Source organism: Palaeococcus sp. (in: euryarchaeotes), assembly GCF_053987695.1.
Map to the genome: position 1 here is coordinate 1 of NZ_JBMXHE010000007.1, position 26,126 is coordinate 26,126.

Sequence of the window (26,126 nt, forward strand, 5' to 3'; positions counted from 1 at the left end):
AGAAAATCTACTGGCTACAGTCAATTCATCAAATGTTATTGGAATTGAACATTCGTTAAAGGGCATGTGGCTTCATGTGATGTTCGTGGATGGGAACCCTCAAAGGTTTCTGCTCTCTAAAGAATGCAGTCTTGGTTCATATGGATACAACTGCCATAAACAGCTCACCAAGGAGGAGTTGGAGGTTATAGAAAAGACGAAGAGACTATTGGAAAAAATACCTCAGGATAAGAGGTATCTCGTTAAAGATGCACTTTCGAGGTACAATGCCACTATCAGCTCCTGTGATGAAGGGTTCAATCCGGAAAGCATTCCTCCGGGGGAATATATGGTTAGCCTTTATGTATTTCCTAAAAGTTTCTCATTGCCGGACCTGCAGCTTGTTCTCCAGATGATGATATCGGCGGTGGTTATTTTGTCTCTGGTTCTTCTCTTCGAAGGGGGAAAGCAGTGATGCCATTCTTTCCACCCTTCTCAGGTCTTCCCTCATCATCACCTTTGAAGCCTGCTCGCGCTGATCTCCCGCCTGCCAGGATTACATCTTTTCCTCCATCAGGGCTTCCAAATCTTTAAGCTCCCACACGAGCCAGCCGTTTTCTGTTAACCCCTCTTTATTTTTGACTCCCTTCGCAACCAGTCCGTAGATTTTTTCCCAGCCTTCCAGACCAACGAGTTCGGCCTTTTTTTCTAAATCTTTGAGGATTCTCTTTGCTTGCTTCTCGTTTAGTTCTTTCCATTTGACTTCGATGAAGAGGGCTTTTTTCTCCCTTTCATTCAAAGCCACCAGATCAATCTCCCCCCCTCTGTGCCACCACCTTCCAATCTTGGTGAACTTAAACGGCAGTTTCTCGGAGCGGTTCAGCCTCACGAGAAACTCCTTGGCAACGTCTTCAAAGACGAAACCGAGGTAAGTGTTCAAATCATCCATTACAACCTCAACGAGTTCATCTCCCATTCCGGTCTCCACCATATCGGCATTCGGATAAACGTAGCGAAACCAGAAGGTGAAGTAGCTGTCCTTTATGCGGTAACGCCCCTTTCTGCTCTTCCTGCTCGCGGTAACGGGAACTTCCCTCTTCACGAGGTCCAGATCTATGAGAACGCTCAGATATTTCCCCACGGTGGCTCTCTCAAGTCCCGTGTCGTTCATTATCTCTCCGAGGGTGGTTTTGCCTCTCGCTATGGCTTCCATTATCGCAAAATAGTTTCTCGGCTCCTCAAGCTCCTCCCGCAGCACGAAGAGAGCATCACCGTACAGGAAAGAATCCGGGCGGAAGTAGCCCCTTAGGTTCTCGACTATGCCCTTTGAGTCGTCGAACTCAAGGAGGTAAGCCGGTGTCCCGCCGAGGATGCCGTAAGCCATGACAAACTCCTCCGTTGAATAGCCGGGGAGAAATGCCCTTGCATCGAAGAATCCAAGCGGCTTGAGCTTCATCTGTGCCGTCCGTCGTCCGTAAAGGGGGCTCCTGTATCCGAGTAGCTTTTCCATCATCGAGATGCTTGAGCCGCATATCACGAGGTAAATCTGACTCTCCTTTAACCTGAGATCCCAGTACTCCTGAAGAATGGAGGGCAGTTCCGGGGAGCCCTTAACTAGGTAGGGGAACTCATCAATTACGAGTACAAGCCTCCGGTTTTCCGACCTCTCCGAGATATATTCAAAAAAGGCATCCCAGCTCCGGAAGGGGTTCTTTCTCAGAAAGGAATCGCCAAAATATGAGGCAATCCTTCCGGAAAACCTCTTCAGGTTTTCGTGAGTACTCGTTTCCCTCGCCAAAAGGTATATTCCCCCGTTTCTCCGCAAGAACTCAAGGAGGAGAGCCGTTTTTCCTATCCTCCTCCTGCCGTAGAGCACGATAAACTCGGCATTCCCCTTCCTCAGCCTCTCCTCGAGGATGTTAAGCTCCTCAACCCTGTTTATGAACACAATATACTCACCAGTAAATTACTTGCAGGTAAATTATTTAAAGCTTTTGGAGGTTCAGGACTGGGCCTTGGAGGCGATATCATCCAAATCCCACACGAGAAATCCTTCCGCTTCGAGTTCTTCCCGGTCTTCGGTGCTCCGGGCAATGATGCCATAGTTTTTCTCCCAGCCTTCCAAACCAACGAGCTCGGCTTTTTTTAAATGTTGAGCTTTACTCCACTCTCGGTGGCATGCCTCGATATCTCCTTTACTCGAAGAGATACTACACAGAAAATGTGGCTGAAACCCTCAACAACTTCTTTGTTGATGAGTTTGCTCCCCTCCGTGAAGAAGGTTTGAATACACTCAAGCTTGAATTTGGCAGATTTTACCGCTCATTTGGGAGAATCTCCTGCTCTATACGGTATGGTTTGGAAAGTTAATTGACTTTTTTGATAAGCATTACAAAAGGAGAAGCCCTGCATCTTTACCATGAGGGGAAGGCGTAAGGTGATACTTCCAGGGCTCACCTGTGAGGAGTACGATGACATTTTAATTCCGCAAGGTTTATCTTATCCTTTCTCCATTCTCTCATGGTGATCTCATGATAATTGTGGAAGACAAGAATATGAAGCTTCCATTCTCACGGGGAATACTCACACGCTCTATAACATCGGCGGGGGTTGATGTGGGCGTTGCCTATTCTATAGCCGCTGAGGTTATGAAGGAGCTCAGAAAGCGGAAGAAAAAGGTGGTTTCTAAAAATGAAATAAGAGAGATCACGTATAAAAAGCTCCTTGAGCATGGATATAAGAAAGAGGCCAGGAGGTACATCTTCTGGAGTGAGATTAGACGGAGAGGTCCCCCCATGATTCTCCTATTGGGAGGAACAACGGGGGTTGGAAAATCAACCATAGCAACGGAGCTCGCCTTTAGACTGGGGATCAGGAGTGTTATAGGAACAGACACAATTAGAGAGGTCATGAGAAAAATGGTGAGCAAGGAACTTTTGCCAACAATCCACGAGTCCTCGTTCCTTGCATGGAGGGATATACATGCACCTCTGAGAGAAGTCTCACCTTTGATATACGGATTTGAAAGGCAGGTGAGCCATGTTGCCGTTGGAATTAATGCCATCATCGAGAGGGCCAGGAAGGAGGGCTTTAACACGATAATTGAGGGCATTCATCTGGTTCCGGGATATATAGCGCTTGATGATATGAGCTTTATGTACGTAATACGGGTTGAGGGTAAAGAAGCATTGAAATCGCGCTTTTATGCCCGGGGAATGCAGAGCCTGAGGCCTACAGAGTACTATTTGAGACATCTTGATGAGATAATAAGGATCCAGGAGTTCATAGTGGAGAAGGCTAAGGAGCACAAAATTCCGATTATAGACAATATTGAGGTCGACGTAACAGTAAACTTAATAATGGAAGACCTGATGAAGAGGCTAACGGAGAAGCTTAAGAGAAAGGGAATTGAAGTGGAGGGAATAACATGAAGTTAATATGGGCACCATGGCGCATAGAATATATCCGCTCACCGAAGCACGATGGGTGCATATTCTGTGATTTTCCAAAGGAGAACCGTGATAGAGAGAGGCTCATCCTGTACAGGGGCGAGCACGCTTTTGTGATAATGAACAACTACCCATACAATCCGGGCCATGTTATGATAGCTCCCTACAGGCATGTTGGGAAATGGGAAGAGCTCACTGATGAAGAGCTCCTTGACATGATGAAGCTTTCCCAGCTTATGATCAAGGCATTAAAGAGATCTATGAACCCTGATGGCTTCAACCTTGGAGTAAACCTTGGCAGGGTAGCGGGAGCGGGAATAGAAGATCACGTTCACATCCACATAGTCCCGAGATGGAACGGGGACACGAATTTCATGCCGGTTGTAGCAGATACGAAGATTATTCCAGAATCACTTGAGGAAACCTACAAAGAATTAAAAAATACTTTGAAGGAAATTCTTGGGGATTAGATTTCAATTTCTTTGAGGAGTGCAATCTATTTTTCATCCCACGCGGCTTCCTGACCTCCTCCCCTTTGCAAGGGTTCCAACGGGTTAACCCCTCGTCGTTCACGGCGGGGAGGAGGTCAGAATGAATTAAGTTCTAAACCTCTTTCCTTCTATTTCCGGGTTTATGGACTTGACAACAGTTAGGAGGCACCCTCTTTCATCCCTCTTTGCGGCTATCAGAGTTGTGGCTAGGGACTCCAATAGAGGAAGCGGATTGAACTTTGTGCTGCCTAGGACATCTTCATTGAGGAAGTAAAGGGCTATTCTCGTTTTATCACCCACATACAGGGCTATGTCTTCAATTTCTGAGAGCATATCTATTTTTGAATCACTTATGACGAAGAACTTCTCCAGCCCGATGACAGGATTTAAAAGGGTTTTGCCCTCTATTTTTGCTTTTTGATATGCCTTTCTATAGTTCTCTTTAAGCGCAGGTCCCGTTGAGAGTGGTATCTTCTCAACTATCCTTCCCACTTCCTTTATTCCTCCCACCTTTATGACCTTGGCACTTTCTATTGATGTGGTATCATATCCCGAGAGCTCTAGGTGTGTTTTGTACAGATAGAGGGTATCCAGGTAATCATCGACTAAAACTGGCATATTCTTCTCCTTTGCCTGCTCCATCAGGTAATGAAGCACATATGCCGGCATGTTTTTGGAATCATACTTAATCAAGACGGTTTCACCAGGTTTTAGATATTTGACCAATTCTCCTACTTCCACCGCTTTCACCTGGTACTACTCACGTTTATGTTCTAAATAACTTTTTTGCTAATTCTTTTTGTTTTTCTAGATTTTTCTTGGTGTTTTAAAAAATATTCGAGATTCCCTGGTGCCGTTGGGATGATTGTGGGCTGATATCCTCCCGGCCATGAGCGGCGGGGCTTTCAAAAGAAAAATGAGACCACCCCTTATCCCAACAGCACAGAAGTATAAAAAGAAAAGTTAATCGGTTCCAGCAAGCTTTTTCCATTTCTCTTTTGTCTTCTTCCAGCAGTTCTGAGGCATCAATTCCCCCTCGGGGCAGTAACCGAGGTTAATGCATCTTGGACCCAGCTTGGCCCATTTTATTATCGGCGTCAGCTCCTCTTTCTTTGCTATCTCTTCAAGCATTTTCCACGCGACTTCCCTTATTTCCCACTGTGCCCTTCCACAGGCTCTGACTCCCAAAAAGTGTTTGAGCTCCCTCAGATTCATTGTAACAACTATTTTTGTGCGAACCGCTTGAGGGAGAATGAAGCGCGCATCCTCCTGATGCACTCCCTTACGGTAGCTTTCCTCGTAAAGTTCGATGCTTTTTTTCATAAGCCCTTTCCATTTTTCATAAAGTTCGGGATTTTTTTTAATTGATTCAGGAATTACAAAAGTTTCCTCGACGTCGTCGATATTTAGCTTTATGTAGCGTTGGCTCTGCTGCGTATAGCTTGCCAGTCTATGGCGTACAAGCTGGTGTGATGCTACCCTGCTTATTCCCTCAATTGCGAATGTAAAATTGGCATGTTCAAGGATGCTCTCATGTCCGTAGCTTAAAACTTTAGGAAGGTGCTTTTTCACATCCTCCATTGTGGTCCTTTTGAAAGCTTCACTTTCCCATTCGTCCCAATAGCTTATTAGCGCCGCCCACGTTACAGTTTCCAGTGGTTTTGGTGTGTAATTTATGAGCTTCACCTTTGTTTTGCTCATGGAATCCCCTCAACTAGATGGGGGACTTATGCTTTATTAGATTTATGAAGCCATCGTTGGATACTCTCAAGATAAGCTGGCGAGCGTTAGGTTTAAGTTTTGATAGTACTTCAGAAAAAGACCACTTTCCTATTTCTGGAGATATAAGGAGAAGGAGAAAACTATAAGGATGGCGATGAAAAATGCAAGTTCTGTAGGGGTTTTCACACCTGCAGGAGCATAAATCATGAATGTGAACATTTCCAGAAGGTAAACGGGAGGCCCGAGCTTTAAAAGCTCCTCCCCAACTTCGCCCTTTGAAAGGCGCTCGTAGAGGTAGAAAAACGTCAAAGACACAATAAACCATCCCAGATAGTTCGTCCATGGGATTCCAAACCAGTTTATCCCTGTGGTAGTCTCCCACACCCATGCCCTCCACGAAGTCATAATCGGATCGATTGAGAGATCGAAGATGACCATCAGGAGCGATGCAAAGACTATTCTACTCATTTTGTGCCCAAAAAAACGGCGCGCTGTCAGATATGAAATAAACCCAAAAATTGCCCATGCAAAAGGGACGAAGAGAGCCACACCGAACACCTGGGGCTTCAGATTTTCGTAGTAATAGCAGCCAAAGGGCGTGCACATGCGGGTACCGATTATTTCGGCTAAGAAGCCTACAAGGACGGAGATTGCGAGAAACCTTGGGAAGTCCCTCCAGAGCTTTCGAGAGAGAACAATCATTGCAAGGAGATAAAAGATGTTGTAAATCGGTGAGCGCTTAAAAAATTGGCGAGCAGGATTAGGGCTGAGATTGCGTAGAGATCACGCTTCATATCTTTAATTAAGCGGGATTGGGATATAAGTGTGGCGATTTCATTGTTAGCTCTTACCTTCTGCTGAGCCTTTTATTTTATAAAATAATTCATCCAAACCTTTTGCCGTATCTGTAAGTGTCTCCGCAATTTTCACCTTCGGGCAGTGATTAAAAACGCTTCATGAATACCTTCATGTGTCTTTGCCCTTCCAAGGGTAATATCTTTAACGATTTCCAGCCCATTTTTTCCTGCGAATGCCTTAACTTTCTCCCTAGCCCCGTTTATGTCGAAATCGCCGATTATTATTCTCCCTTCTTGTCTCAATATTTTGAGAGCTTTCTCTAAAAATGGCTCCGGTTCATAGTCGTGGAGCGTGTAGAGAAAGACAACACAGTCAAATTTTCCATTAACTTCCCCGTTCAGGAAATCACCGCATAAAAATTCTGCTTTCTCCGTGATTCTATTTCTCAAATGATTGCAAAAGTTGATTAGTTCACAACTACTATCGATGCCCACAGCTTTTTTAACTTCATCTTTAAGTGCCATCCTGAACGTTAAAATCCCAAGACCGCAGCCAGCGTCAAGAATTTTCCCTTCAACCTCTTGAACTATTAGATCCATCAATTTTCTCCTAATTTCGAGCTCCTCTTTGTATGCTGAATATCTAACTAACATGCTACTGATGAGCCAGTAGAACTCTTCCTTGCTTCCCCCAGCTTTGTGAAATAGCTCTAATGCCTCTTTGTAAAATATTTCAAGGATGTTCACAAGCTATTCCTCCATTTTCACTATAACAGTATTCCAGCTTTTCAGTCACATTCAAAAGATTTTCAATAAGCTCCATTGGAGCATCAGAGGGTTTCTCATATTCCATGAGCTGTCCAATCAGATTGGAAATTTCATCAAGGGTTTCAAGGTTTTGTCTGATTGTTTTTCTTTTATCAATCCCAGCACGTGTTATCGTCATCAAGCAGAATTTTTCGAGTCTTCCAAAAGAATCCCCGAGTTTTTGATATTTCGCATGATCACTGGACACTTGGTAACTTAAAACCCGAAACATCCTTGCCACATGCCTAACTCTCAAATAGCACCCCGCCAGAATACTCTCCATCTCTTCATCCGTTACATTGTGGGTTATAGAATAGTTAAAAGCCGTAGAAACATGGGAGAGCTCATAGAGGTCAGGATATATTGTATAATACTTTTGGAACCACTCGTAATTGTGTATTGCCTCAAGCACTTCTTTCTCATGCTTGATTTTTATCCATGAATATATGGATATTGAAGATACAACCAGCAGAAGGATGATAACAAAGAGGCATAATGGCTTTATCCTGTTTTCACCCATATAACCACCAAATTTTATTTCATCGATAAAGCTTTAAAACTCTTTTGCGTTGTAATAATGGGGATCTGCTATGTTCAAAAACCTCGGTTACACCTTTGAGCCAACCTATAAGGAAAAGCTCTGGATGTATGACCCAAGAACTGAAGTTGGAAAAAAGAGAATGGAAAAGCAGAGAGAGCTGCTTGAAAAATTTCTCTCCATAAAAAGTGGTAAAGCCCTTGACATCGGCTGTGGCATGGGAATCTCCGACCTTCGCCCTCGAAAATCTGGGGTTTGAAGTTATTGGGATTGATGTTCAGGAGGAACTCGTGGAGAAGGCAAAGGAAATTGCGAAAGAGTTGGGATATAAAGCCGAGTTTAGAGTTATGGACGCCAAGAAGCCCGATTTTCCGGATGGAAGCTTTGACTTAGTCGCGCTTTTAGGGAACCCTCTTCCTCACTTGAGCGTTTATGATTTCGATAAGATTGTCCAAGAGGCTTTCAGGGTGCTAAAGCCCAACGGAGCCCTGTTCCTCGAATATGCGGACTGGGTTAAACTGCTCCATCAAGGCTATAGAGATGCGCTCGTTGAAGATCCATTTATTTCCTTCCACGTTTCCATCAACACCGTGAAAGGACAGGTAGAGAGGCTTTTCATTAATCTTGAGAAAGGGTATTTCTTTAAAGTGCGGGTTAATGTCTGGGCACCATGGATAGTGGAGTTCATCCTTAGAAAAGTCGGGTTTGAAGTGGAGATGCACTATCTGGGAACCTTTAATGTTGTAACTGTTGGGAGGCGTTAGCATTTGCTACTCTTTACCTTTAGTAAAGAAAAAGGCCGAACCTCGGGAGTGTGCTTGGTGGATATAATATACTACCCCAATAGTACAAAAACTTTAAATATGTCCTAGTCAAATGGTACAGATGGTGAGCACATGAGTCTTGAAGAGATAATTACTGAATTTCACAAACTCGGCATCCCGGAGGTTAAGGAACGTGAATTGAAGCTACCGGTGAATTTGGGTCAGGCTGTTGTTGTATTCGGGCTCAGGAGAACCGGGAAAACCCATCTTTTATATCAGACTATACTCAGACTTATGGAGAGGGGATTGCCCGTAGGGAGGTTATTTTACATCAACTTTGAGGACAACAGGCTTGAAGGCCTCACCGGAAAAGGCCTCTCGGAAATCGTTGAGCTATACTACAAGCATAATCCAGATGCAGATATTATGTATCTCTTCCTTGATGAGGTTCAAAATGTTTCGGGATGGGAGAGGTTTGTTAGAAGGCTGCTGGAAAAAAAGAGTGCAAGAATTTTTATCACCGGCTCTTCTTCAAAGCTTCTCTCAAAGGAAATAGCAACGAGTCTCAGGGGCAGGAGCCTTAGCTTCAGGCTTTTCCCGCTTTCTTTTAGAGAATTTTTGAACTTTAAGGGTTTTGAATTTAAAGAACCTCCCATTGAGGCTGAAAGGGGGAAGATAAAACGATATCTGGAGGAATATGTTGAGTATGGCGGATTTCCGGAGATAGTCAATTATTCACCTCTTCTCAAGATAAGAACCCTCCAAGAATACCTTGACCTTATAGTGTATAAAGATCTCGTCGAAAGATACGGAATTGAAAAAACAGGTGCTATGAAGGGTCTGATGCGGGTTATAACCCGGAATTTTGCGAGAAGGGTCTCAATCAGAAAGCTACACGGCATGCTCTCTTCCCTTGGCCTTAACCTGAGCAAGACCAAGACGTATGAATACTTCTCATACCTTGAGGATGTGGGATTTGTAATACCAGTTAGAAGATTCCACTTTAGTGAGGTAGAATCCATCAGGAGCATTCCCAAGCTTTACGTTGCCGATGTTGGATTTCCAACCGTACTTGGGGTCAGAGATTTCGGCTACCGGATTGAGAACATAGTGGCGCTTGAATTCCTCAGGAGAAAACACTATCAAGAACCAAGACTTGAGCTTTACTACTGGATGGATGCCAAAGGAGAAGTTGATTTTGTGGTTTCGCTGGGCTTTGAGATCAAAGAACTCGTTCAGGTAAGTTATAACGTCGATGACCCTGAGACAAAGCAGCGGGAGGTGAATGCACTCTTAAGGGCATCCAATGTGCTGAAGTGTAAAAACCTAAAGGTAATCACTTGGGACTACGAAGGGACTGAAGCTCACGATGGAAAAAAGATAGAATTCATGCCATTGTGGAAATGGCTTTTGAGGTTATAAAGCATGTTTTTGCCGGGGGTTTCAACGATGAAAGTTTACTCCTTCGGTATTGAAACCGTTCCAGTCGCTGGAGTATCTATGGAAGACGGCATTTTAATCATTGGAAGCGTGAGAGAGGAGAACTACAAGATTATGCTTCTCAAATTGTACTATGAAGAGGAGCTTAAGTGGGTTAAGTTTTATGAAGGCAAAAATGACTGGGAGGGTCATTCAATAGCTAAAGCAAATAATGGATACCTAATAGGCGGCGCTGTTGAAGGAATAGCCACCCCAGAGGGTGGAAAGAATTGGAAAGCTTATCTTGCAAAGGTGGACGAAAATGGAAATAAAATCTGGGAGAGGAAATACAGAATCCTTGGCAACGAGTGCGTGTATTCGGTAGTACCTGTTAGTGATGGCATTCTTTTGGGTGGCGAATCCTCGGACGACAGCAAAAGGGGCTTTTTCCTAATGAAGACGGACCTTAAGGGCAACCCACTCTGGGAGAGAACGCTTGGCTCTTGGGAGGATGCAATGTTTGGAGGCATTATTGAAGGTAGAGGCGGGTTCACTCTTATAGGAAGCGTGAAAGATGACAGCTGGAAAGTGATAGCTTTTGAGTTTGATTGGGAAGGAGACATAATCGGGGAGAAACCCCTCGGAAATGGAATGGCACTCGATGTCACAGATTTAAACGGCAAAATCCTCATTACGGGCGACAAGAATGGAGAGTTTTGGGTTTCCCTAATTGGGGAGTGGGAAACAACGCTCGGAGGGGGTACTGGAGTGGCAGTTCAAATCCTTGATGATGGAATACTCGTTGGTGGGGAACTTGAAGGGAATGCCATTGTTGCCAAGTTGGGCTTTGATGGAAAGTCAGTCTGGAAAAAGAAGCTCTGGGAAGAGGGATGGGTGGAGGTACTCGGAAGGAACATTGCGTTTGGAGTGAGGAACGAGGGAGAAAAGAGTGTGATGGTCATTGAAAGGTTTTAGTCTCAGAATTCGGGTTCCAGCGTATACAGCTCCGAGCATCACCGAACCCATAACTATACCAAAAAGCATGGCTTTAGCAAAGTAAATGCCAGCTGGATAATCAAAAATGTTCTCTAACTTCCTATGGAAGAAAAAAACAAGAGCATGGAAGCTGCAGTTGCCATAGTAATTGACTTTTTGACTTTTTCACACCTTGTCATGGCTTAGGCTTTTTACTTGATGACCCTCACCAGTGATGTACATTAAAATTGAGAACAGCGCCCCCAGTAGAGGCAAGACTAAAACGGGGAGGGCTGCTGATCCAACGAATCTGGGCGTTAATGAAACAAAGCCCGTATCCCAGAGGGCGTGGATAAAGATCAGAGGCTCAATTCTCCTAAAAGTGAGCCGGTATGAGGAGAGGGTTAACGCTGCGATGAACTGGGAGACATTAAGACCGACCGCGAAGTGGAAAAGCCAATGGATTGCCGAGTTTCCCACGAGGACAACACCACCCCAAAACGCTCTTCTAGGGAAGCGAAGAGAAGCCCTCTGAAAACGAGCTCCTCCCACAGTCCCGCTATAATAAGAAAGTTAACGAAGTAAAGAACAAACTCCTTCACCGAAATTGGGTTATGAGGAACAGAGAAGACAACGCCGAAAGGCAGGATGAAGAAGACAAACGGGAATAGAACGTGTTTAGTAGATAGCCCTATCGGGGAAAAGAGCGGCGTTGGTGGCGCCGAGTATCCTATGGGGATTTGCCCACATCCTCAACATCGTTGCGGAAATGTCGCCTCTCGAATCGCTACTTTTGGGAATCTACGTGGCACTTTTCGCCTTCTTCACTTACTATCTCGCTTTTCGGAAGAAGACCTTAAACTCCCCATTTTCATGTGACTCTTAGAGGTAGTGATATGATGGCAAATTATGTATTAGTTCTATCGGTGATACAGAAGTCACAATCGAATTTCATAAATTGAATCCGGGTTAGGACTAACTATTATGGGACCACAGCCTTCAGAACAAGACTATGGGATTGAGTGGATAAATGAATTAAAAGCAAATTTCTCCTCATTTCTTTTTTACCTTTAGAAAATAAAAACCCCGGAGATTTTGAAAATATTCGCTAGAACCTATTTTATTTCGGCGAAATGGTTATTAAATTCAAATGACAGCTTTAGACGGTGATGCATATGGTGGTTAGCTTAGCTGGAAGAGATATTTTGTGCCTTCAAGACTTTACGAGGGAAGAGATTGAAACAATTCTTAAAACCGCCGAAATGATGAAGATTTGGAACAAAATTGGAAGGCCACACCGCGTTCTTGAGGGCAAGACGCTTGCCATGATTTTCCAGAAGCCCTCGACGAGAACGAGGATTTCATTCGAGGTTGGAATCTACCAGCTCGGTGGCTATGGTCTATATTTGAACGCTCAAGACCTCCAGCTCAGGCGCGGAGAGACGATAGCCGACACAGCGCGCGTCCTCAGCCGCTATGTGGACGGAATTATGGCTAGAGTTTATGCGCACAAGGATGTTGAAGACCTTGCGAAGTATGGAAGTGTGCCCGTTATTAACGGTTTGAGCGACTTCTCACACCCATGCCAGGCACTAGCCGACTACATGACGATCAAGGAGAAGAAGGGCAAAATTGAAGGGATTAAGGTAGTTTACGTTGGGGATGGCAATAACGTGGCTCATTCGCTCATGATTGCGGGAACAAAGCTTGGTGCCCATGTTGTCGTAGCAACCCCCGAGGGATATGAGCCCGATGCAAGGGTAATTAAATGGGCCGAGAAGAATGCTGCGGAGAGTGGGGGTGTATTTGAGCTCCTGCATGATCCAATCAAAGCCGTTAAAGATGCCGATGTAATTTACACGGATGTTTGGGCTTCAATGGGACAGGAAGTGGAAGCTGAAGAGAGAAGAAAGATTTTCAAGCCTTTCCAGGTCAACAAGGACCTTGTCAAGCATGCAAAGCCTGACTACATCTTCATGCACTGCCTTCCCGCTCATAGAGGTGAGGAGGTTACCGACGACGTTGTTGACAGCCCGAACAGCGTCGTCTTCGACGAAGCCGAGAACCGTTTGCATGCTCAAAAAGCGGCTATGGCACTTGTTATGGGCGGAATTAAGCTTTGAGCCCTTTCCCTTTCTATTATTCTTGTGGACCGTGTTCAAGCCATTGAAGAACTTCCAGAATGTCAGAGGCACCTCTAACAACAAAGCCCTGCTCGTGAATCCTCTCAACCTTCTTGGCATTAGGATTTATCCAGCACGCGTAAAGACCCGCTTTGAGTGCTCCTTCAAAGTCCTCCGCCTTTGTGTCGCCAATGTGTATTGCATCTGCAGGAGAGACTTTAAAGTGTTTGAGGGGCTTTAAAAAAGCTTCCTTCATCGGTTTGTATGTTCCAATCTCATCCGAATAAAACTGCCTCGTGATATGCTCCGCGAGCCCGAACTTCTCCATGAGCAATCTCGTGTAGGAGGAGGGCCAGAACATCACGTTACCCGTTGTGATTACGATGTACCTTCCGTTGAGTCGTTTAAGTGTTTCGGGAACTTTTGAAAGGACGATCCTTTCGTCGACGCTTAGAGTTGCTACAGCGGCAGCTCTCCTAACGATTTCAACGTCCACTTCAAGTTTATTTGCAAGGAGCTTTTGGCTTTCTTCGAGTGCTTTAGAGGGGTTACTGGCTCTAGCTTTCCTAATCCTTTTAATTTTCTCTCTAGCTTCCAGAACCTTACCCATAGCATCCTTTTCCGGGATATTCAGGAGATAGGATAAGGCTTTTCCGAGGTTTTCGAGCATGATGTTAATGTCCATGAGTGTGTTCCATACATCGAAGGACACAAGCCTTACCATACTATCACCAGAGGAAGTTATGGGATAATGACTAATAAACTTATTTTATTCGGAGGTTTATAGGCTCCTCCAGCCCCCAAACTCTGCAGAAAGAGCACTTCTCCCCCTGGGCGGGCATTCCACACACCTTGCACTCTCCAAGAGGGGCTTCCTTAAGTTCGCGTTCGAAGAGGTGCTTCTTCCTCAAAAAGCCCTTTATGAAGTTTATCTTTGTGCCCGGCTTTTTCTCTTCCATGGCGTTCAGGATTTCCTTGTACTCTATTGTCGTGGCTCCTCTCGCGTACGGGCACTCGTGGATGATGTACTCCAGACCGACGGCCAGAGTATAGTAAACTACTTCTCTCTCGGTGAGCTCGTATAATGGTTTAACCTTCTTCACGAACTTGCTTTCACCTGGTAAAAGTGGTCCCTGCTTGCCCAAATAATCCGTGTTCCAGTGCATTATGTTGGAGAAAACGAAGGAAGCCTCGTCGTCAAGGTTGTGTCCTGTCGCTATAGCGTCAAAGCCGTTCTCATAGGCAAAACGGTTGAAGATGTAGCGTTTCGTTATGCCACAGTAGGAGCAGGTTGGTCTGCGTGTCTTAAGCTCGCCTATCCCTGCTCCCAAGAGTTCTCTAACCCTAACAATGTGGAGCTTTGCCCCGATGAGCTCGCACTGCCTTTTTGCATAGGCTTCGCTCTCTTCTGAATACTTTCCTATGCCGAGGTTTATGTGGAGGCACTCTATGTTGTAGCCGAGCTTTTTGAGGACGTAAGCTGTTACAGCCGAGTCCTTTCCTCCGCTGATGACGACCAATATTTTCTCATCCGGTTTTAGCAGCTTATATCTCTCTATCGTGCGCCTGACCTTTCGTTCGAAGTATTCTATGAAGTGCTCTTTACAGAGGAGCATCTTTGGATAGTGCAATCTTATGTACGCTTCCTTCTCGCAGAACCTGCACTTCATATTCTCACCCTATCTCTGAATTGACGAAATGTTTAAGACTTTATCGAAAGACTTAAATAGCCATTCTTACTCATATCTGTATAAGAGGTGGCAAAGATGATGCTCATACTTGAAGAATACTTTAAAAATTATCCTGCGAGGAGGAAGGTCGCGGAGTTTTTATTTGAGAATGGCTTGAGCGTTAAAAACGGTAAAATATATCTAAGGAACGCGGAAGTTCCAATTAGCGAGCTTTCCAGGGTTGTCGGGGTTAACAGGAAGATCGTGTATCATACTATAGAGTACATAGAGAAAACCGCCCCCCTGAAGCTGATTTTCGAGAGGCTTCAGCCCTTCCCGAGCCTTGTGAACGTCGCACCTATAATGGGATGGGAAGTCCTTGAGCTTGAACTTGAAAAGGAGCTATATGCCCCGGCAATATCTGCCCTATTGGTTCTCCTATCGAGCAACAAAATCCCCATAATGGAGATATTCAGCAAAAATTTAACCCATGAGGAGCCCGTGGCATATGTGGTAATAGACGGAACAATCCCCGTGGAGGTTTTTGTCAGGATCAAGGAGATTCCGGGCTTCAAGCGACTAATTCTTCACACACCTGAGAAAAGAAAAGAGAATCTCGTTTGCTCATATTGTGAAGTCCGCTACTGCCCTAAAAGGGTTTTGCTGGAGAGGGCAAAGGTCAGTGGGTTACCCTGAATCCCTTCTCCCCCTTTGGCTCCTCCCACTTCACTTCCACCTTTTTTACCATGGCTAGGAGCGGGCCCTGATGAGCCCATCCTATCAAAGCTTCCACTCTCTCCTCATCCCCTTCTATAACGGCTTCCACTGTTCCATCAGGCAGGTTTCTTACCCATCCGCTCAAGCCCAGCTTTTTTGCTTCGCGCTGCATGCTCCACCTAAAGCCGACGCCCTGAACCCTACCGTAGATTTTCAAGCGCGCCCTCACCCTGTCCATACCACTCCCCAATTATAATAGGATGTTTCTTTTTATTAGTTTTTCCCGCACTGGGTTTGGGGCATTAAGTTTTCTGCATTCTAATCACCTTCAGCTTATATCTATAATTTTGCTCCAACCTCCCGCACTCACAACACCCCTTCAGAGCTCTCTAGGTTCCCCTTCATTCTTTCAGAGGAGCTGGAAGATACTCAAAAATCGCGTCAGAGTGAAATCTGTGCCCTCACAGTAATCTGAAAGAATGTTGAATATGAGGGGCACGAAAGACGACAGAAAAACATCAGAATTATGCCCCAGCTACATGGTCAAATCTTCTCTAGTTAGGTATCCTTCCAAATAGAGCCCTCCCAGGAAAGCCTGGCCAACGTTTATTCCGTTGTCCCCCCTCGGGATCTCATGAGTGGTGTAGAACTTCAGTCCATTGGCTTCAACCATTTTCCTTATCGTCTTGACTATCAGTTCATTGTATGCAACACCGCCGCTTATTCCAACATTTTTTATCCCGAATTCCTTGGCCTTCTCAACTGCCACTTCCCCAAATGCCCTTCCTATTGCAAGATGCATGGAGTATGCTATATCTGCCGGGCTGGCATTGCTCTCAAGGGCATGGGTAAATATGCTCTCCACATTTATACTCTCTCCGTTGCTTTCTATTGAAAAGCCTAAGTCATTCTTGCCTTTTATTGCCAGACTCTCAAGCTTCATTGCAGGTTCTCCTTCATAGTGTCTCCTGTAGGCGATGTTTAGAAGTACGCTCATAGCATCGAGCACGCGTCCCGTTGAGGATGCATAGCTCACATTTATTCCTCTCGCCAGCTGGTTGAGAGCCACATTAAACTCGACCTCTCCATATTTCAGGCTTTCAATAGCCTTTGGACAGCATTTTGTGATTATTTCTTCGATTTCGTCAATTTCATACACCCTGCTCAGGATTCCTATTAGTGCCCTTAGGGGATAGTAGCTCGCCAGATCTCCTCCGGGTAGGGGATAGTAATCTATATGGGATAGCCGCTCCACGTCCTCATAACTCATGTATATAACTTCGCCCCCCCAGGTCTTTCCGTCCGTACCGTAGCCAACTCCATCCAGAGCTATCCCTATGATTTCATCCAAGCCGTTCTCTGCCATTACGGAAGCCACGTGGGCATAGTGGTGCTGAACCTGGAGCAGCTCTACTCCCTCCTCGTTAGCCAGCTCCATGGCCAGCTTCGTTGTGTTATAAAGGGGATGAAGGTCGCACACTATTAGATCAAGCTTCCTGAGCCTCAGTATCTTCTTGAAGTGCTTTATAGCTTCTCTCATAAATTCAAAGATCTCTATCTTTGATGTATTCCCTATATACTGGCTTGGATAGACCTTTCCCTTTTTAGCCACACCAAAAGCATTCATCAATTCAGCGCCAAGAGCCACACCGCTGTACTCAAAGGGTATGCTTATGGGAAGGGGAACAAAGCCGCGGCTCCTCCTTATGATGGCGCGTCTTCCATCCACGAAGCGCACGACGCTATCATCTGCCCGGTTAAGTATTTTTCTGTTATGGAGCAAAAAGTAGTCTGCCAGATCTTTGAGTTTTTTAAATGCGTCCTCATTGTCCTTCACCATGGGAAGTCCGGGATAATTGGCGGAGGTCATCACATAAACGGGGCTTTTGGAGTGGTGGAAGAGTATGTAATGGGTTCCCGCATAGGGAAGCATGACTCCAATTGTGTGCAGACCGGGGGCGAGAACCTCGGGCAGGGGGAAGGGCTCCTTCTTTTGAAGTGCGAGTATGGGCTTTCTGTAGCTTAAGAGTTCCTCCCTCTCTCTTTCTCCAACAACTGCAAAGCTCTCAATTGTTTCAAGATCCTTCGCCATAAGGGCAAAGGGCTTCTGGGGTCTGAAGCTCCTCTTTCTAATCTCCCTAATGGCTTCCTCGTTCATCGCATCGCAGGCTATGTGAATTCCTCCGATGCCCTTAATGGCAACTATATAGCCCTTGTCTATGAGCTCGGCTGCCTTCTTTAATGGGTCTCCACTTATTTCGTTCTCGTTATTATCGAAGAGCATGTATCTGGGGCCGCATACCGGACAGCAGACCGGCTCCGCATGATATCTACGGTTTAGTGGATCCTTATACTCGCTCTCACAGAAGTCACACATATCAAAATCTCTCATCGTGGTGTTCTCCCTATCATAGGGTAGATCCTCTATAAGGGTAAACCTTGGACCGCAGTTGGTGCACACTATGAAAGGATACATATGCCTCTTATCCGAGGGATCAAATAATTCTCTAACGCAATCATCGCATATGCTAACATCCGGGGGAATTATAGAGTCCCCTCCCTTTCCGCCCGAAGAGCTCTTTTCTATGTAGAACTTATCAAAGCCTATGGGTGGAACTTCCTTCTTCTTGATTTTCTCAACCCTTGCAAGGGGGGGCTTTTTGTGTTTCAGATCATTCAAAAATGCTTTTATATCCTCCTCCTTACCTTCGACAACAATCTCAACACCTGCATCTCCCAGGTTTTTAACGTAGCCTCTCAAATCATGTTCATAGGCTATCCTGTAGACGAAGGGTCTAAAGCCAACACCCTGAACAATTCCCTCCACATGAATATGATAAGCCTTCATCCTCTCACCTAATCCTAAAATCTCAAGAAAAGCATTTATACCTTTCCAAAACCAAAAGTTAACAACTAAAGAGGAGATTTTAAACTAATATGGTTAAACTAAAGGTTTCACACTTCCGAAAGGTTTAAGCTCAATTCAAGCAGAAATTTCCATGGTGAGGGATATGAGCGAGATGGTTTTGATATACACAACTTTTCCTGACTGGGAAAGCGCTGAACGCATCGTTAGGAAGCTTCTGGAGGAGAAACTCATTGCATGTGCTAACCTCAGGGAGCATAAAGCCCTTTATCTATGGGAAGGAAGAGTGGAGGAAGATAGAGAAATCGGTGTCCTGCTTAAAACCCGGATAGACCATTGGAAAGCCGTCCGTGACTTTATAACGGAGAATCATCCCTACAAAATTCCCGCCATAGTCAGGATAGATGTGGACAGGGTGAATAAGGAATATCTTGACTGGCTTGTGAGTTCCACATAGGTGTTCTCCATGCATTTTTACAAGATAAAAACCCAGATTAGAGTTGTGGGTTTTGATGATGGGACTTTTCGCTTTAAGGGTAGGGGGAAAACCATTCTAGTTGGAGTTGTCATGAAAGGAAATGAAGAGGTTCTGGGTGTTTTAACGCGCTGGATCGATGTGGATGGGAGGGATGCCACAGAGAAGATGATTGACGCCATAAACAGGAGCCGCTTTAAAGATTTGAGGATAATAATGCTCAAGGGTATAACCTATGGGGGTTTTAATTTAATTGATGTTAAGCATCTGGCTGAAGAAACGGGGCTTCCTGTGATTGTCGTTATAAGAAAAAAGCCGGATCTGAATGCTATGGAGAGGGCATTGAGAAAGCATTTCAGTGATGCAGAGGAAAGGATCGCCCTTTTGAGAAAGGCTGGGGAAGTGAGGGAGATGATTAGGGGGAAACTCTACTATCAGGCGTTTAACATACCTCCCGAGCAGGCTGAGGAGGTCATAAACATAACCCGAAAGAACTCTCTAATTCCAGAGCCTTTGAGACTTGCCCACATGATTGCGAGCGCCGTCATGTGCGGGGAGAGCAGGAGGGAATGATTGAGTGGAGTGGTGTTAAAATGAAGGGAACCTGGGATCTGTTTCTAATTGTCATGCTCTATGTGTTCTCCGTAATGGGTTTAGGACAGCTCTTTAGGAAACGCTATTCTGCCAGCTTCACCCGAAGAATTATCCACATACTCGCTTCGGACATAATAATTGTTTTACCTCTTTTCTCCTCCATAAAATGGGTTATTTTAATCCCTGCGACCCTTGCCTCTATTCTGACAATAGCTTTTATATTTGGACTTCCAGTTAGAGAAGCCATGGTTCCCAAAGGGGATGATCCTCTCCATGCGTACGGTCCCGTTTATTACATAATAAGCATAGGGATTCTCGTGGGTGTTTTTGGAATCAGGAGCTACATTCCGATAGTGGCAACCTTTGTCATGGCATGGGGGGATGGGTTTGCCGCTCTGGTTGGAGGGAGGTTTGGAAGGATATTCCTCCTTGAAAATAAGAGCCTCGAGGGTTCGCTGGCTTTTCTGCTCTTTTCATTCCTTGGAGCGGCATTGGGATACGTTGCATGGGCACACTGGACCTCGCAACCTGTAAGCGGATTTCTTGGAATAGCTTTTCTGTCCTCACTGATAGGAACAGTTTTGGAGCTCTTTAGCATTGGGAAGCTAAAACCCTTTGATAACTTCACAGTTCCGCTAGGGGTTGCTTTTGCCCTCCATATTCTGCATTGAGAGGAAGGTTTTAAAAAAAGGTTATATAGAACTTTTGCGAATTTTTATTTATGATGAACCTCGATGAGATAATGACCCTGATTAGAAAAGGCCTGTGGGATGACGCCATTTCAAGGGTGGCTGGAATAGAGGATAGTCTTGAGAAGGTGCAGGTTCTAATTTTTATAGCCACTGAGATTTATTCGTATGGGGATTTGGAGTCTGCCCTTGAAGTATTGGGGGATGCCGAGTACTATTCCAATAAGATAAAGGACACGGGTAGTAAGGCAATTGCCTATGCCAATCTGGGGTTTGCATATGCGGTTTTTGGTGATTATGATAGCTCAGGTGAGCTTTTCGTCAGAGCATTGGATATGGTGGATAGGCTTAGGAGAACGCACAGCTCCTCAGAGATTGGTGAAATACTGGGATATGTCGCACATTATCTGGGAATGGCGGGGATGATAGAGGATTCTCTTGAGCAGTTTGAGAAAGCATTTGATCTGATTGTGAACTCTAAAATAGGTTATGTACAGAAGCTTGACCTTTTAATAAAGCTGGGAGATTTAATGGTGGAGAGCGGTGATTATCTGAATTCAAAGGAGGCTCTTCGTTTTTATGAGCGAGCCCACGATCTCTTTGACAAGCTTCGTGTAAGTGAGAAAGCTGCCGATGTCGAGAAGAAGATAGAGATATGCAAGACCCTTCTCCATTCGGGCACTCCAACCCTGAGAAATGCCCTCAAAGAAGGAAGATATAAATATGCAGCTGCAAAGGTTATGGAGTCCGAAATGGTAAATAAGGAAAAAGCCATAGCCCTTCTGGAAATATCCTTCTGGTTAAAGAAGGTGGAAGTCTTTACTTACGGGAATATGGTGGATAAGGCTCTGGAGCTCCTGAATATTTCGGAGCTTCAGGGCGAGGAAGTCGAGTACATTGCTTTCCTCCTATCAGAGCTTGGAAAGCCCAAAGAAGCCCTGAAACTTGCTGCGACAATAGATGATGTCAGGAAGAAGAGTGAGGCATTTAAGGGAATAGCTTTGGCTCTCATTGAAGAAGGGGAGATACTCACTGCTGAGGAGCTAATTAAGAAGATTCCTGATCCAATAATAAGGGCAGAGGCTGAGGAGGAGTTTAGAAAGATTATGCTAGCGCGCTAACTTTAAATACTTCTCTTCCCTACTCTTTTATGGGGATAGGTATGATATTCGATGCTCATTCCGATCTGCCGGCATATATCTATGAGAAAAGGAAGAAAGGGGAAAGGAACATCCTTGAAAGTAACTATCAAAGATTTTTCGGTGATTTCATAGGATCCAGGGTCATGGCAATATGGACTCCCTCTGAAAAGAGAAATTCCGCCCTGAGATATGCTCTGGAGGCTTTAAATTCATTAAAAAATGATGTCCGTGAGAGCGAGAGCTTTTCTATAGTAAAAAACCACGAAGAGATGCGGAAAGTATTGGAGAAAGGTAGAGTTCCATTATGGGTGGGGATGGAAGGGGGAGAACCTCTGGAGGATAGCTTGGATCTGCTGGAAGTCTTTTATTCCCTGGGTTTGAGGGTTCTAACCCTTACATGGAGCCTCAGGAATGCGATAGGTGATGGGGTCTTTGAGCGCACGAGGGGAGGGTTGACAAATTTTGGGGTTGAGATTCTTGGGAAGTGCGAGGAGTTAGGAATCATTGTGGATTTGAGCCACATAAATGAGGTAGGCTTCTGGGATGCACTCGATATTACAGCTTTTCCAGTGATAGCTTCCCATTCTAATGCCAGGGCATTATGCGATCATCCAAGAAATCTAAAAGATGAGCAGATAAAAGCCATAGGGGAGCGTGGGGGAGTTGTTGGAATAAACGCCATTCCAAGCTTTGTGGATAAAGAGAAGCCAACACTCGAGAAGATGCTCGGGCATATCGAATATATGGTGGATCTGGCAGGTTACAAAAGTGTGGGATTTGGGTTTGATTTCGTTTACTATTTGAAGGGCTGGAGCGGAAGGAGTGTTAAGGGCTTTGAGGATGAATCAAAAATCCCAGCACTTCTTGAGAAGCTAAATGAAAGATTCAGCGAAAGGGAGGTTAAGGCTATATCCTTTGAAAACTTTGAACGTGTTTTCAGGGAGGTTGTGGGTTAAGTTGGAACTCCGCACCAACCGGTAGTTTCCAAAAAAATTTCAGTAAAATCTATGATTTTGCTCAACCACGGTTAAGTTTAAATCTCTTCTCTCGAACTCTTCTATATGATCGAGCGTTTATTTTCCCTCGGATATTCAAAGACATTCGCCGAAAGGTATTATGAGCTATGGGGCGAGCGCGCCCTGAAAATAGCTGAAGCCATGGAAAAGCCGCTTCCGAGGTGTTTTAGAGTAAACACACTCCGCATTGAAGTTCCAAGACTCACAAAGATGCTCAACAAGAAAGGCTTCCAGTTTAGAAGAGCCCCATGGGCGAGGGAAGGCTTCTGCCTCACAAAGGAGGCCTTTTCGATAACATCAACCCCAGAGTATCTTGGGGGATTGCTCTACATTCAGGAGGCTTCTTCCATGTATCCTCCCGTCGCCCTTGAACCAAAGCCGGGGGATGTTGTGGCGGATATGGCAGCGGCCCCGGGAGGTAAAACTTCATATCTCGCCCAGCTCATGAAAAACAGGGGGATTATATATGCTTTTGATGTTGATGAGGAAAGGCTTAGGGAAATGAGGCTCAACCTTTCGCGCTTGGGTGTTATCAACACTGTTCTACTCCACAGATCCTCGCTTCACATGGGAGAGCTTGGAATTAAGTTCGACAAAATTCTCCTCGATGCCCCATGCACGGGAAGCGGCACCATACACAAAAATCCGGAGAGGAAGTCCAGCAGAACGATGGAGGATATCCGGTTCTGCCAGAGGCTTCAAATGCAGATGCTCCGTGTGGCACTTGAGAATTTGAAACCCGGCGGAATCGTGGTTTATTCGACGTGCTCCCTTGAGCCTGAGGAGAATGAGTTCGTAATTCAATGGGTTCTCGATAATTTTGATGTTAAGCTGCTCCCCCTGAAGTATGGAGAGCCCGCTCTAACAGAGCCTTTTGGAGTTAAACTAAGTGAGGAAATAAGCAAAGCGAGAAGATTCTATCCGGATAGACATGGGACGACGGGATTCTTCATTGCAAAGATTGAAAAAACAGGAATTTGAACGCAAAAAATTTAAACGATAACCGCTCTATTTATTTTAAGGGGTGAGATGAGGATGAAGCTTGGTGAGTTTTTAAAGGAGGTTGGGGATGGAGAGGCTGTCTTAGTTGAGTATTCTCCCCTATCCCACCCGGAGCTGACATTTTACTCGATTGTCTCATGGGCAAAGGATACAGGACGCCCCGTTTTAATCGTGGATATACTCGACACTCTTCACGTTTTTAAGGAACAGTTGAGGTTCATGGGATATGATACTTCTTTCGTTGATGAGCTTCCCGTTGTCAAGGAGGAAGGGAGAGTAGAAGAGGGCAGGATTTTAGGGAGAACAAAAGTTGTGGAGGATCTGAATATTCACCTGGTAAGCTATGGCAGAATAGTGAAGCCTTTCTTTGATGAGGTGGGGGACAGGGAGGTAGTTGTTATCGTGCTCGGTGCCAGCAAGTTTTTGATCCCAATTCAGGAGAATCCTTGGCTTTTGGAGAGATATTTTGAGAAGGTTGTAAGAGCTGCCATGGCAAAGAAGGGCAGGATATCAATCCTCTTCGCCAATGTAGACCTCTTAAATAAATATGCCCTTCAATCATGGGAAGAATCTGCTACCAGAATTTTGAGGATTAATAAAGCGGGGAATGTTCTCCATGTCAAAAAATCTCCAAGGTTTTCTGAGATAGGAATGGAGGTGGAAGTATGAGTTTGAGTGAGCTTTTGAGTTATATTGAGTCCGTGGAGCATGGGGAGACCATTTTAATGGAGCATTCGTCCACTGATCCAATTCATATGATATTCAAGAGCCTCCTGAGTATGGTGAAGCCTTGTAATCCTTCCATTTTAATAGTGGAGGTTCTGGATACACTCTTCCTTATAAAGAAAAATTTGGAAGCATTCGGTGAGAATACAGAATTTCTGGATTCTTTAGATGTTATAAAGGCGGGAGGTGCAATAGAAATAGGGAATGTGATCAAGAAATTTGAGGTCTATGAAGATCCTCATGTATATATGACGTCATTTCTAAAAGCTTTGAGGGAATACTATGAAAAAAATGACTTCACCATAACCTTTCTCCTCGGTGTCGAAAAGCTTGTGAATCTTGATCAGGTGGATGCATCAATATTTCCTCTATATCTCGGGAACGTTATCGAGAGCTTTCTTGGACATGGGAACCGAATTGCAGTTTACTTTGTTAACCGCGAACTAGCACTCTCGAGCTTTTTGGCGCACATGGAGGAGGCGTCCACTCGTGTAGTAGAGATCAAGCATGAAAAAGGAGTTATGATTGCAAAAATAAAGAAATCTCCAAAGCCTGAAGAGTACGGGAAGGAATTCAGAGTTCATCTTGAGGAGCTTGCTTCTCTAAAAGTTTAGCCTCTATTGCATGTAGCTTTTTCCGGGCATCCTCACTTAAGAAGCTCTCAAGTTCTTCCCGTGCAGCCTTTGAGAGCTCAAATTTTGAGTTATACTCCCTTGAGATGGAGGTCCATGATATCTTCTTTCCTTCGGAGAAGACGTCTATGTCCGCAAAGCGATTGTACCCCCGGTACTCAAGCCCTTTCAGCAGGAACTTAATTCTCAATGGATCCTCCCAAGTTATTAGTTTGACTTTGTAAACCCTTATCCTCATGAATGGTCTCGGATAATCCCAATCCCACCCTTCGCTAACCACGAACCCCAAGTCCAGATCCTCCAGAACGAGCAAAAGGCGCTCTATGTTTTCTTCATATCGCTTGTTCGTATCGTAGATCCTAATTGTGATTTCTTTCCAACCCTCGGGAAGTGTTTTATACATCAACACCGGTAGATCCAGCCTCAAGGTTCTGTAAACATGGATAAAATCCTCATTTATTATGAAGCTTCCCTTAAGCTCCCTCAGGTTTAAAGGAGCGTTGATCTTCTTATCCGTCACCAGAAGAAGCGTATCTCTTTCTTCTCCTTCATTAACCCCTCTTGCAAAGCTGGTTTCAAAAGCGTTATATCTCTTTTTTATAAAACTAAATGCCTTTTCGATGTCACCTGGAATCCTGAGGATTATTATGTGAGGGCCCAGATTTACTCTATCAAAAGGAGCCTTTGAGTTTAAAAGCTCCTTTAGGAAGCTGTCACATCTCATTTTTACTAAAAATGTCCCTCTCTTTAAGTTAAGAATTGTTTTCCATTCCTCCACAGGGGTTACAAAAGCTAGTGTTTGAAGCTCGTTACTCTGATTCCATGCATCATCCACCGAAAGCTTTTGAATTCCAAATACATTGCTCAGAAACTCCTCCCCATCTTCAACATTTGAGGTTCTCAGGAAGACGAGAGAGGGGCCATAGCGAAGCAACCTCATCATAATCCCCTCATCATTTTGTATCCCCTTTCAAAATTTGTGCCATCGGGGTATTTAATCTTTACAATTTTCCTGCTTGGGAGGAGAATGAAGTTTACATTTAAAACCCCATTCAGACCTTTAAGTATAACCTTAAAATTATGCCCGTATAATTTTAAATCAGCATCAATCTTTATAACATCTCTAAACTCATGACCCAATGCCAATTTAAGCCCTTCTATTTCTAAAATGCTTCCTGGAAACAGAATTTTACTATTTTTCGCAACTTCTTTCAAAATATTTTCATCGTCCTCATTTCCGGGGACTATATACACCTGAGCGCCCGAATTCTCGAGTATGTGTAAAATGCTCTTGAGGGATTTTCTGTATCTATCCTTAAGCTCCGGCTTTCTCTCGAGCTTGATATTGTCCACAAGATCCCCGGTGTGAATTATATAGTTAGGTTTTGTCCTCTCGATTATATTCAGGAGAAAGGGGTATATGTTATCCGGTGTGTCGCTTATGTGCATTATCTTTATTTCTCTGCTCTCCGCAATTTCATCCAGTCTTTTTCCCCTTCTGAAGAATCTTGAAATGTTAAGGGATATCATATT

General features: G+C 44.6%; 30 protein-coding genes and 1 pseudogene. 18 read left to right on the forward strand and 13 right to left on the reverse strand.

Translation table 11 applies throughout. The features are described from left to right. The coding region (locus ACXJGZ_RS00780; RefSeq protein ID WP_456397803.1) for a hypothetical protein at positions 1 to 454 on the forward strand (454 nt) is incomplete at its 5' end. Between the two features lie 81 nt (positions 455 to 535). Here the strand turns inward: ACXJGZ_RS00780 and ACXJGZ_RS00785 are convergent. Next, positions 536 to 1,927, reverse strand: coding sequence for an ATP-binding protein (locus ACXJGZ_RS00785; protein ID WP_456397805.1), 1,392 nt, complete (start codon positions 1,925 to 1,927; stop codon positions 536 to 538). A 583-nt stretch (positions 1,928 to 2,510) separates the two neighbouring features. Between ACXJGZ_RS00785 and ACXJGZ_RS00790 the strand changes: the two genes are divergently transcribed. Together ACXJGZ_RS00790 and ACXJGZ_RS00795 are read left to right on the forward strand one after the other, a co-directional pair. Then, complete coding sequence (locus ACXJGZ_RS00790) at positions 2,511 to 3,410, forward strand: 2-phosphoglycerate kinase (RefSeq protein WP_456320839.1); 900 nt, start codon at positions 2,511 to 2,513, stop codon at positions 3,408 to 3,410. Then, on the forward strand, positions 3,407 to 3,898 hold the full coding sequence (locus ACXJGZ_RS00795; protein ID WP_456397807.1) for an HIT family protein: 492 nt from the start codon (positions 3,407 to 3,409) through the stop codon (positions 3,896 to 3,898). Before ACXJGZ_RS00790 ends, ACXJGZ_RS00795 begins: the two co-directional genes overlap by 4 nt. Positions 3,899 to 4,024: 126 nt before the next feature. Here the strand turns inward: ACXJGZ_RS00795 and ACXJGZ_RS00800 are convergent, their stop codons facing one another. From ACXJGZ_RS00800 to ACXJGZ_RS00820, 5 genes are all read right to left on the reverse strand, one after another. After that, positions 4,025 to 4,660 (reverse strand): DUF257 family protein, encoded by a 636-nt coding sequence (locus ACXJGZ_RS00800; protein ID WP_456320840.1) that lies wholly within the window; start codon positions 4,658 to 4,660, stop codon positions 4,025 to 4,027. A 222-nt stretch (positions 4,661 to 4,882) separates the two neighbouring features. After that, positions 4,883 to 5,620, reverse strand: a complete 738-nt coding sequence (thyX, locus tag ACXJGZ_RS00805; protein ID WP_456397810.1) for an FAD-dependent thymidylate synthase — start codon at positions 5,618 to 5,620, stop codon at positions 4,883 to 4,885. 129 nt (positions 5,621 to 5,749) lie between these two features. After that, positions 5,750 to 6,343: a carotenoid biosynthesis protein gene (locus tag ACXJGZ_RS00810; RefSeq protein WP_456397812.1), complete on the reverse strand. Its 594-nt coding sequence runs from the start codon at positions 6,341 to 6,343 to the stop codon at positions 5,750 to 5,752. A 224-nt stretch (positions 6,344 to 6,567) separates the two neighbouring features. Continuing rightward, a complete protein-coding gene (locus ACXJGZ_RS00815; RefSeq protein ID WP_456397814.1) occupies positions 6,568 to 7,185 on the reverse strand; it encodes a class I SAM-dependent methyltransferase in 618 nt (205 codons plus the stop codon). After that, positions 7,172 to 7,765, reverse strand: coding sequence for a hypothetical protein (locus ACXJGZ_RS00820; protein ID WP_456326267.1), 594 nt, complete (start codon positions 7,763 to 7,765; stop codon positions 7,172 to 7,174). Before ACXJGZ_RS00820 ends, ACXJGZ_RS00815 begins: the two co-directional genes overlap by 14 nt. Before the next feature lie 70 nt (positions 7,766 to 7,835). Between ACXJGZ_RS00820 and ACXJGZ_RS00825 the strand changes: the two genes are divergently transcribed. From ACXJGZ_RS00825 to ACXJGZ_RS00845, 5 genes are all read left to right on the forward strand, one after another. After that, positions 7,836 to 8,042: a hypothetical protein gene (locus ACXJGZ_RS00825; protein ID WP_456397816.1), complete on the forward strand. Its 207-nt coding sequence runs from the start codon at positions 7,836 to 7,838 to the stop codon at positions 8,040 to 8,042. Further along, a complete protein-coding gene (locus ACXJGZ_RS00830) occupies positions 7,984 to 8,547 on the forward strand; it encodes a class I SAM-dependent methyltransferase (RefSeq protein ID WP_456397818.1) in 564 nt (187 codons plus the stop codon). Before ACXJGZ_RS00825 ends, ACXJGZ_RS00830 begins: the two co-directional genes overlap by 59 nt. Before the next feature lie 132 nt (positions 8,548 to 8,679). Next, positions 8,680 to 9,969, forward strand: a complete 1,290-nt coding sequence (locus ACXJGZ_RS00835; protein WP_456326271.1) for an ATP-binding protein — start codon at positions 8,680 to 8,682, stop codon at positions 9,967 to 9,969. 27 nt (positions 9,970 to 9,996) lie between these two features. Beyond that, the gene (locus tag ACXJGZ_RS00840) at positions 9,997 to 10,941 is read left to right on the forward strand and encodes a hypothetical protein (protein WP_456397820.1); all 945 of its coding nucleotides are present in this window, start codon (positions 9,997 to 9,999) and stop codon (positions 10,939 to 10,941) included. 235 nt (positions 10,942 to 11,176) lie between these two features. Continuing rightward, positions 11,177 to 11,476, forward strand: a complete 300-nt coding sequence (locus ACXJGZ_RS00845) for a hypothetical protein (protein WP_456397968.1) — start codon at positions 11,177 to 11,179, stop codon at positions 11,474 to 11,476. A gap of 1 nt (position 11,477) precedes the next feature. On the opposite strand, the pseudogene ACXJGZ_RS00850 reads toward ACXJGZ_RS00845, so the two are convergent. Further along, positions 11,478 to 11,543, reverse strand: a pseudogene (locus tag ACXJGZ_RS00850) (hypothetical protein); the annotation flags it as partial. A gap of 573 nt (positions 11,544 to 12,116) precedes the next feature. Here ACXJGZ_RS00850 and argF point away from each other — a divergent pair. Next, positions 12,117 to 13,064 carry an ornithine carbamoyltransferase gene (gene argF / locus ACXJGZ_RS00855; RefSeq protein WP_456321803.1) on the forward strand — a complete coding sequence of 316 codons (948 nt, stop codon included), beginning with the start codon at positions 12,117 to 12,119 and terminating at the stop codon, positions 13,062 to 13,064. A gap of 16 nt (positions 13,065 to 13,080) precedes the next feature. Here argF and ACXJGZ_RS00860 read toward each other — a convergent pair whose 3' ends face one another. Then, positions 13,081 to 13,788, reverse strand: a complete 708-nt coding sequence (locus tag ACXJGZ_RS00860; protein ID WP_456397822.1) for an HAD family hydrolase — start codon at positions 13,786 to 13,788, stop codon at positions 13,081 to 13,083. 40 nt (positions 13,789 to 13,828) lie between these two features. Beyond that, on the reverse strand, positions 13,829 to 14,734 hold the full coding sequence (ttuA, locus tag ACXJGZ_RS00865) for a tRNA-5-methyluridine(54) 2-sulfurtransferase (RefSeq protein WP_456397824.1): 906 nt from the start codon (positions 14,732 to 14,734) through the stop codon (positions 13,829 to 13,831). A gap of 96 nt (positions 14,735 to 14,830) precedes the next feature. Here ttuA and ACXJGZ_RS00870 point away from each other — a divergent pair, with 96 nt between their 5' ends. Next, positions 14,831 to 15,430, forward strand: a complete 600-nt coding sequence (locus ACXJGZ_RS00870) for a regulator of amino acid metabolism, contains ACT domain protein (RefSeq protein ID WP_456321810.1) — start codon at positions 14,831 to 14,833, stop codon at positions 15,428 to 15,430. On the opposite strand, the gene ACXJGZ_RS00875 is transcribed toward ACXJGZ_RS00870, so the two are convergent. After that, positions 15,414 to 15,689: an acylphosphatase gene (locus tag ACXJGZ_RS00875; protein WP_456321800.1), complete on the reverse strand. Its 276-nt coding sequence runs from the start codon at positions 15,687 to 15,689 to the stop codon at positions 15,414 to 15,416. The genes ACXJGZ_RS00870 and ACXJGZ_RS00875 overlap by 17 nt on opposite strands. Before the next feature lie 297 nt (positions 15,690 to 15,986). Continuing rightward, a complete protein-coding gene (gene hypF, locus ACXJGZ_RS00880; RefSeq protein WP_456397827.1) occupies positions 15,987 to 18,299 on the reverse strand; it encodes a carbamoyltransferase HypF in 2,313 nt (770 codons plus the stop codon). A 172-nt stretch (positions 18,300 to 18,471) separates the two neighbouring features. On the opposite strand from hypF, the gene cutA reads away from it, so the two are divergent. From cutA to ACXJGZ_RS00920, 8 genes are all read left to right on the forward strand, one after another. Then, positions 18,472 to 18,774 carry a divalent-cation tolerance protein CutA gene (gene cutA / locus ACXJGZ_RS00885; protein WP_456397961.1) on the forward strand — a complete coding sequence of 101 codons (303 nt, stop codon included), beginning with the start codon at positions 18,472 to 18,474 and terminating at the stop codon, positions 18,772 to 18,774. Between the two features lie 9 nt (positions 18,775 to 18,783). After that, the gene (locus tag ACXJGZ_RS00890; protein ID WP_293257432.1) at positions 18,784 to 19,365 is read left to right on the forward strand and encodes an endonuclease dU; all 582 of its coding nucleotides are present in this window, start codon (positions 18,784 to 18,786) and stop codon (positions 19,363 to 19,365) included. Positions 19,366 to 19,385: 20 nt separating this feature from the next. Continuing rightward, a complete protein-coding gene (locus ACXJGZ_RS00895) occupies positions 19,386 to 20,057 on the forward strand; it encodes a diacylglycerol/polyprenol kinase family protein (protein ID WP_456326277.1) in 672 nt (223 codons plus the stop codon). A 50-nt stretch (positions 20,058 to 20,107) separates the two neighbouring features. After that, a complete protein-coding gene (locus ACXJGZ_RS00900) occupies positions 20,108 to 21,196 on the forward strand; it encodes a hypothetical protein (RefSeq protein WP_456321797.1) in 1,089 nt (362 codons plus the stop codon). Between the two features lie 41 nt (positions 21,197 to 21,237). After that, a complete protein-coding gene (locus ACXJGZ_RS00905; protein WP_456321808.1) occupies positions 21,238 to 22,173 on the forward strand; it encodes a dipeptidase in 936 nt (311 codons plus the stop codon). Between the two features lie 105 nt (positions 22,174 to 22,278). Beyond that, on the forward strand, positions 22,279 to 23,214 hold the full coding sequence (locus ACXJGZ_RS00910; RefSeq protein WP_456397830.1) for an NOL1/NOP2/sun family putative RNA methylase: 936 nt from the start codon (positions 22,279 to 22,281) through the stop codon (positions 23,212 to 23,214). Between the two features lie 48 nt (positions 23,215 to 23,262). Beyond that, positions 23,263 to 23,904: a DUF257 family protein gene (locus tag ACXJGZ_RS00915; RefSeq protein ID WP_456321795.1), complete on the forward strand. Its 642-nt coding sequence runs from the start codon at positions 23,263 to 23,265 to the stop codon at positions 23,902 to 23,904. Next, positions 23,901 to 24,575 carry a DUF257 family protein gene (locus ACXJGZ_RS00920; RefSeq protein WP_456321794.1) on the forward strand — a complete coding sequence of 225 codons (675 nt, stop codon included), beginning with the start codon at positions 23,901 to 23,903 and terminating at the stop codon, positions 24,573 to 24,575. Before ACXJGZ_RS00915 ends, ACXJGZ_RS00920 begins: the two co-directional genes overlap by 4 nt. On the opposite strand, the gene ACXJGZ_RS00925 is transcribed toward ACXJGZ_RS00920, so the two are convergent. Both ACXJGZ_RS00925 and ACXJGZ_RS00930 read right to left on the reverse strand, forming a co-directional pair. Next, positions 24,535 to 25,533, reverse strand: a complete 999-nt coding sequence (locus tag ACXJGZ_RS00925; protein WP_293256648.1) for a hypothetical protein — start codon at positions 25,531 to 25,533, stop codon at positions 24,535 to 24,537. The two genes, ACXJGZ_RS00920 and ACXJGZ_RS00925, sit on opposite strands and share 41 nt — an antisense overlap. After that, a complete protein-coding gene (locus ACXJGZ_RS00930) occupies positions 25,533 to 26,123 on the reverse strand; it encodes a metallophosphoesterase (protein ID WP_456397833.1) in 591 nt (196 codons plus the stop codon). Before ACXJGZ_RS00930 ends, ACXJGZ_RS00925 begins: the two co-directional genes overlap by 1 nt. Between the last annotated feature and the right edge of the window lie 3 nt (positions 26,124 to 26,126).

Excerpts from the sequence above, each read along its gene's own strand:
- argF (WP_456321803.1), top strand. The coding sequence starts at position 12,117 with ATGGTGGTTAGCTTAGCTGGAAGAGATATTTTGTGCCTTCAAGACTTT.
- ACXJGZ_RS00790 (WP_456320839.1), top strand. The coding sequence starts at position 2,511 with ATGATAATTGTGGAAGACAAGAATATGAAGCTTCCATTCTCACGGGGA.
- cutA (WP_456397961.1), top strand. The coding sequence starts at position 18,472 with ATGGTTTTGATATACACAACTTTTCCTGACTGGGAAAGCGCTGAACGC.
- ACXJGZ_RS00875 (WP_456321800.1), bottom strand. The coding sequence starts at position 15,689 with ATGGACAGGGTGAGGGCGCGCTTGAAAATCTACGGTAGGGTTCAGGGC.
- ACXJGZ_RS00870 (WP_456321810.1), top strand. The coding sequence starts at position 14,831 with ATGATGCTCATACTTGAAGAATACTTTAAAAATTATCCTGCGAGGAGG.
- ACXJGZ_RS00900 (WP_456321797.1), top strand. The coding sequence starts at position 20,108 with ATGATGAACCTCGATGAGATAATGACCCTGATTAGAAAAGGCCTGTGG.
- ACXJGZ_RS00840 (WP_456397820.1), top strand. The coding sequence starts at position 9,997 with ATGAAAGTTTACTCCTTCGGTATTGAAACCGTTCCAGTCGCTGGAGTA.
- ACXJGZ_RS00930 (WP_456397833.1), bottom strand. The coding sequence starts at position 26,123 with ATGATATCCCTTAACATTTCAAGATTCTTCAGAAGGGGAAAAAGACTG.
- thyX (WP_456397810.1), bottom strand. The coding sequence starts at position 5,620 with ATGAGCAAAACAAAGGTGAAGCTCATAAATTACACACCAAAACCACTG.
- ACXJGZ_RS00810 (WP_456397812.1), bottom strand. The coding sequence starts at position 6,343 with ATGATTGTTCTCTCTCGAAAGCTCTGGAGGGACTTCCCAAGGTTTCTC.
- ACXJGZ_RS00845 (WP_456397968.1), top strand. The coding sequence starts at position 11,177 with ATGTACATTAAAATTGAGAACAGCGCCCCCAGTAGAGGCAAGACTAAA.
- ACXJGZ_RS00905 (WP_456321808.1), top strand. The coding sequence starts at position 21,238 with ATGATATTCGATGCTCATTCCGATCTGCCGGCATATATCTATGAGAAA.
- ACXJGZ_RS00915 (WP_456321795.1), top strand. The coding sequence starts at position 23,263 with ATGAGGATGAAGCTTGGTGAGTTTTTAAAGGAGGTTGGGGATGGAGAG.
- ACXJGZ_RS00890 (WP_293257432.1), top strand. The coding sequence starts at position 18,784 with ATGCATTTTTACAAGATAAAAACCCAGATTAGAGTTGTGGGTTTTGAT.
- ACXJGZ_RS00860 (WP_456397822.1), bottom strand. The coding sequence starts at position 13,788 with ATGGTAAGGCTTGTGTCCTTCGATGTATGGAACACACTCATGGACATT.
- ACXJGZ_RS00835 (WP_456326271.1), top strand. The coding sequence starts at position 8,680 with ATGAGTCTTGAAGAGATAATTACTGAATTTCACAAACTCGGCATCCCG.
- ACXJGZ_RS00895 (WP_456326277.1), top strand. The coding sequence starts at position 19,386 with ATGAAGGGAACCTGGGATCTGTTTCTAATTGTCATGCTCTATGTGTTC.
- ttuA (WP_456397824.1), bottom strand. The coding sequence starts at position 14,734 with ATGAAGTGCAGGTTCTGCGAGAAGGAAGCGTACATAAGATTGCACTAT.
- ACXJGZ_RS00910 (WP_456397830.1), top strand. The coding sequence starts at position 22,279 with ATGATCGAGCGTTTATTTTCCCTCGGATATTCAAAGACATTCGCCGAA.
- ACXJGZ_RS00795 (WP_456397807.1), top strand. The coding sequence starts at position 3,407 with ATGAAGTTAATATGGGCACCATGGCGCATAGAATATATCCGCTCACCG.
- ACXJGZ_RS00825 (WP_456397816.1), top strand. The coding sequence starts at position 7,836 with ATGTTCAAAAACCTCGGTTACACCTTTGAGCCAACCTATAAGGAAAAG.
- ACXJGZ_RS00920 (WP_456321794.1), top strand. The coding sequence starts at position 23,901 with ATGAGTTTGAGTGAGCTTTTGAGTTATATTGAGTCCGTGGAGCATGGG.
- ACXJGZ_RS00925 (WP_293256648.1), bottom strand. The coding sequence starts at position 25,533 with ATGAGGTTGCTTCGCTATGGCCCCTCTCTCGTCTTCCTGAGAACCTCA.
- hypF (WP_456397827.1), bottom strand. The coding sequence starts at position 18,299 with ATGAAGGCTTATCATATTCATGTGGAGGGAATTGTTCAGGGTGTTGGC.
- ACXJGZ_RS00820 (WP_456326267.1), bottom strand. The coding sequence starts at position 7,765 with ATGGGTGAAAACAGGATAAAGCCATTATGCCTCTTTGTTATCATCCTT.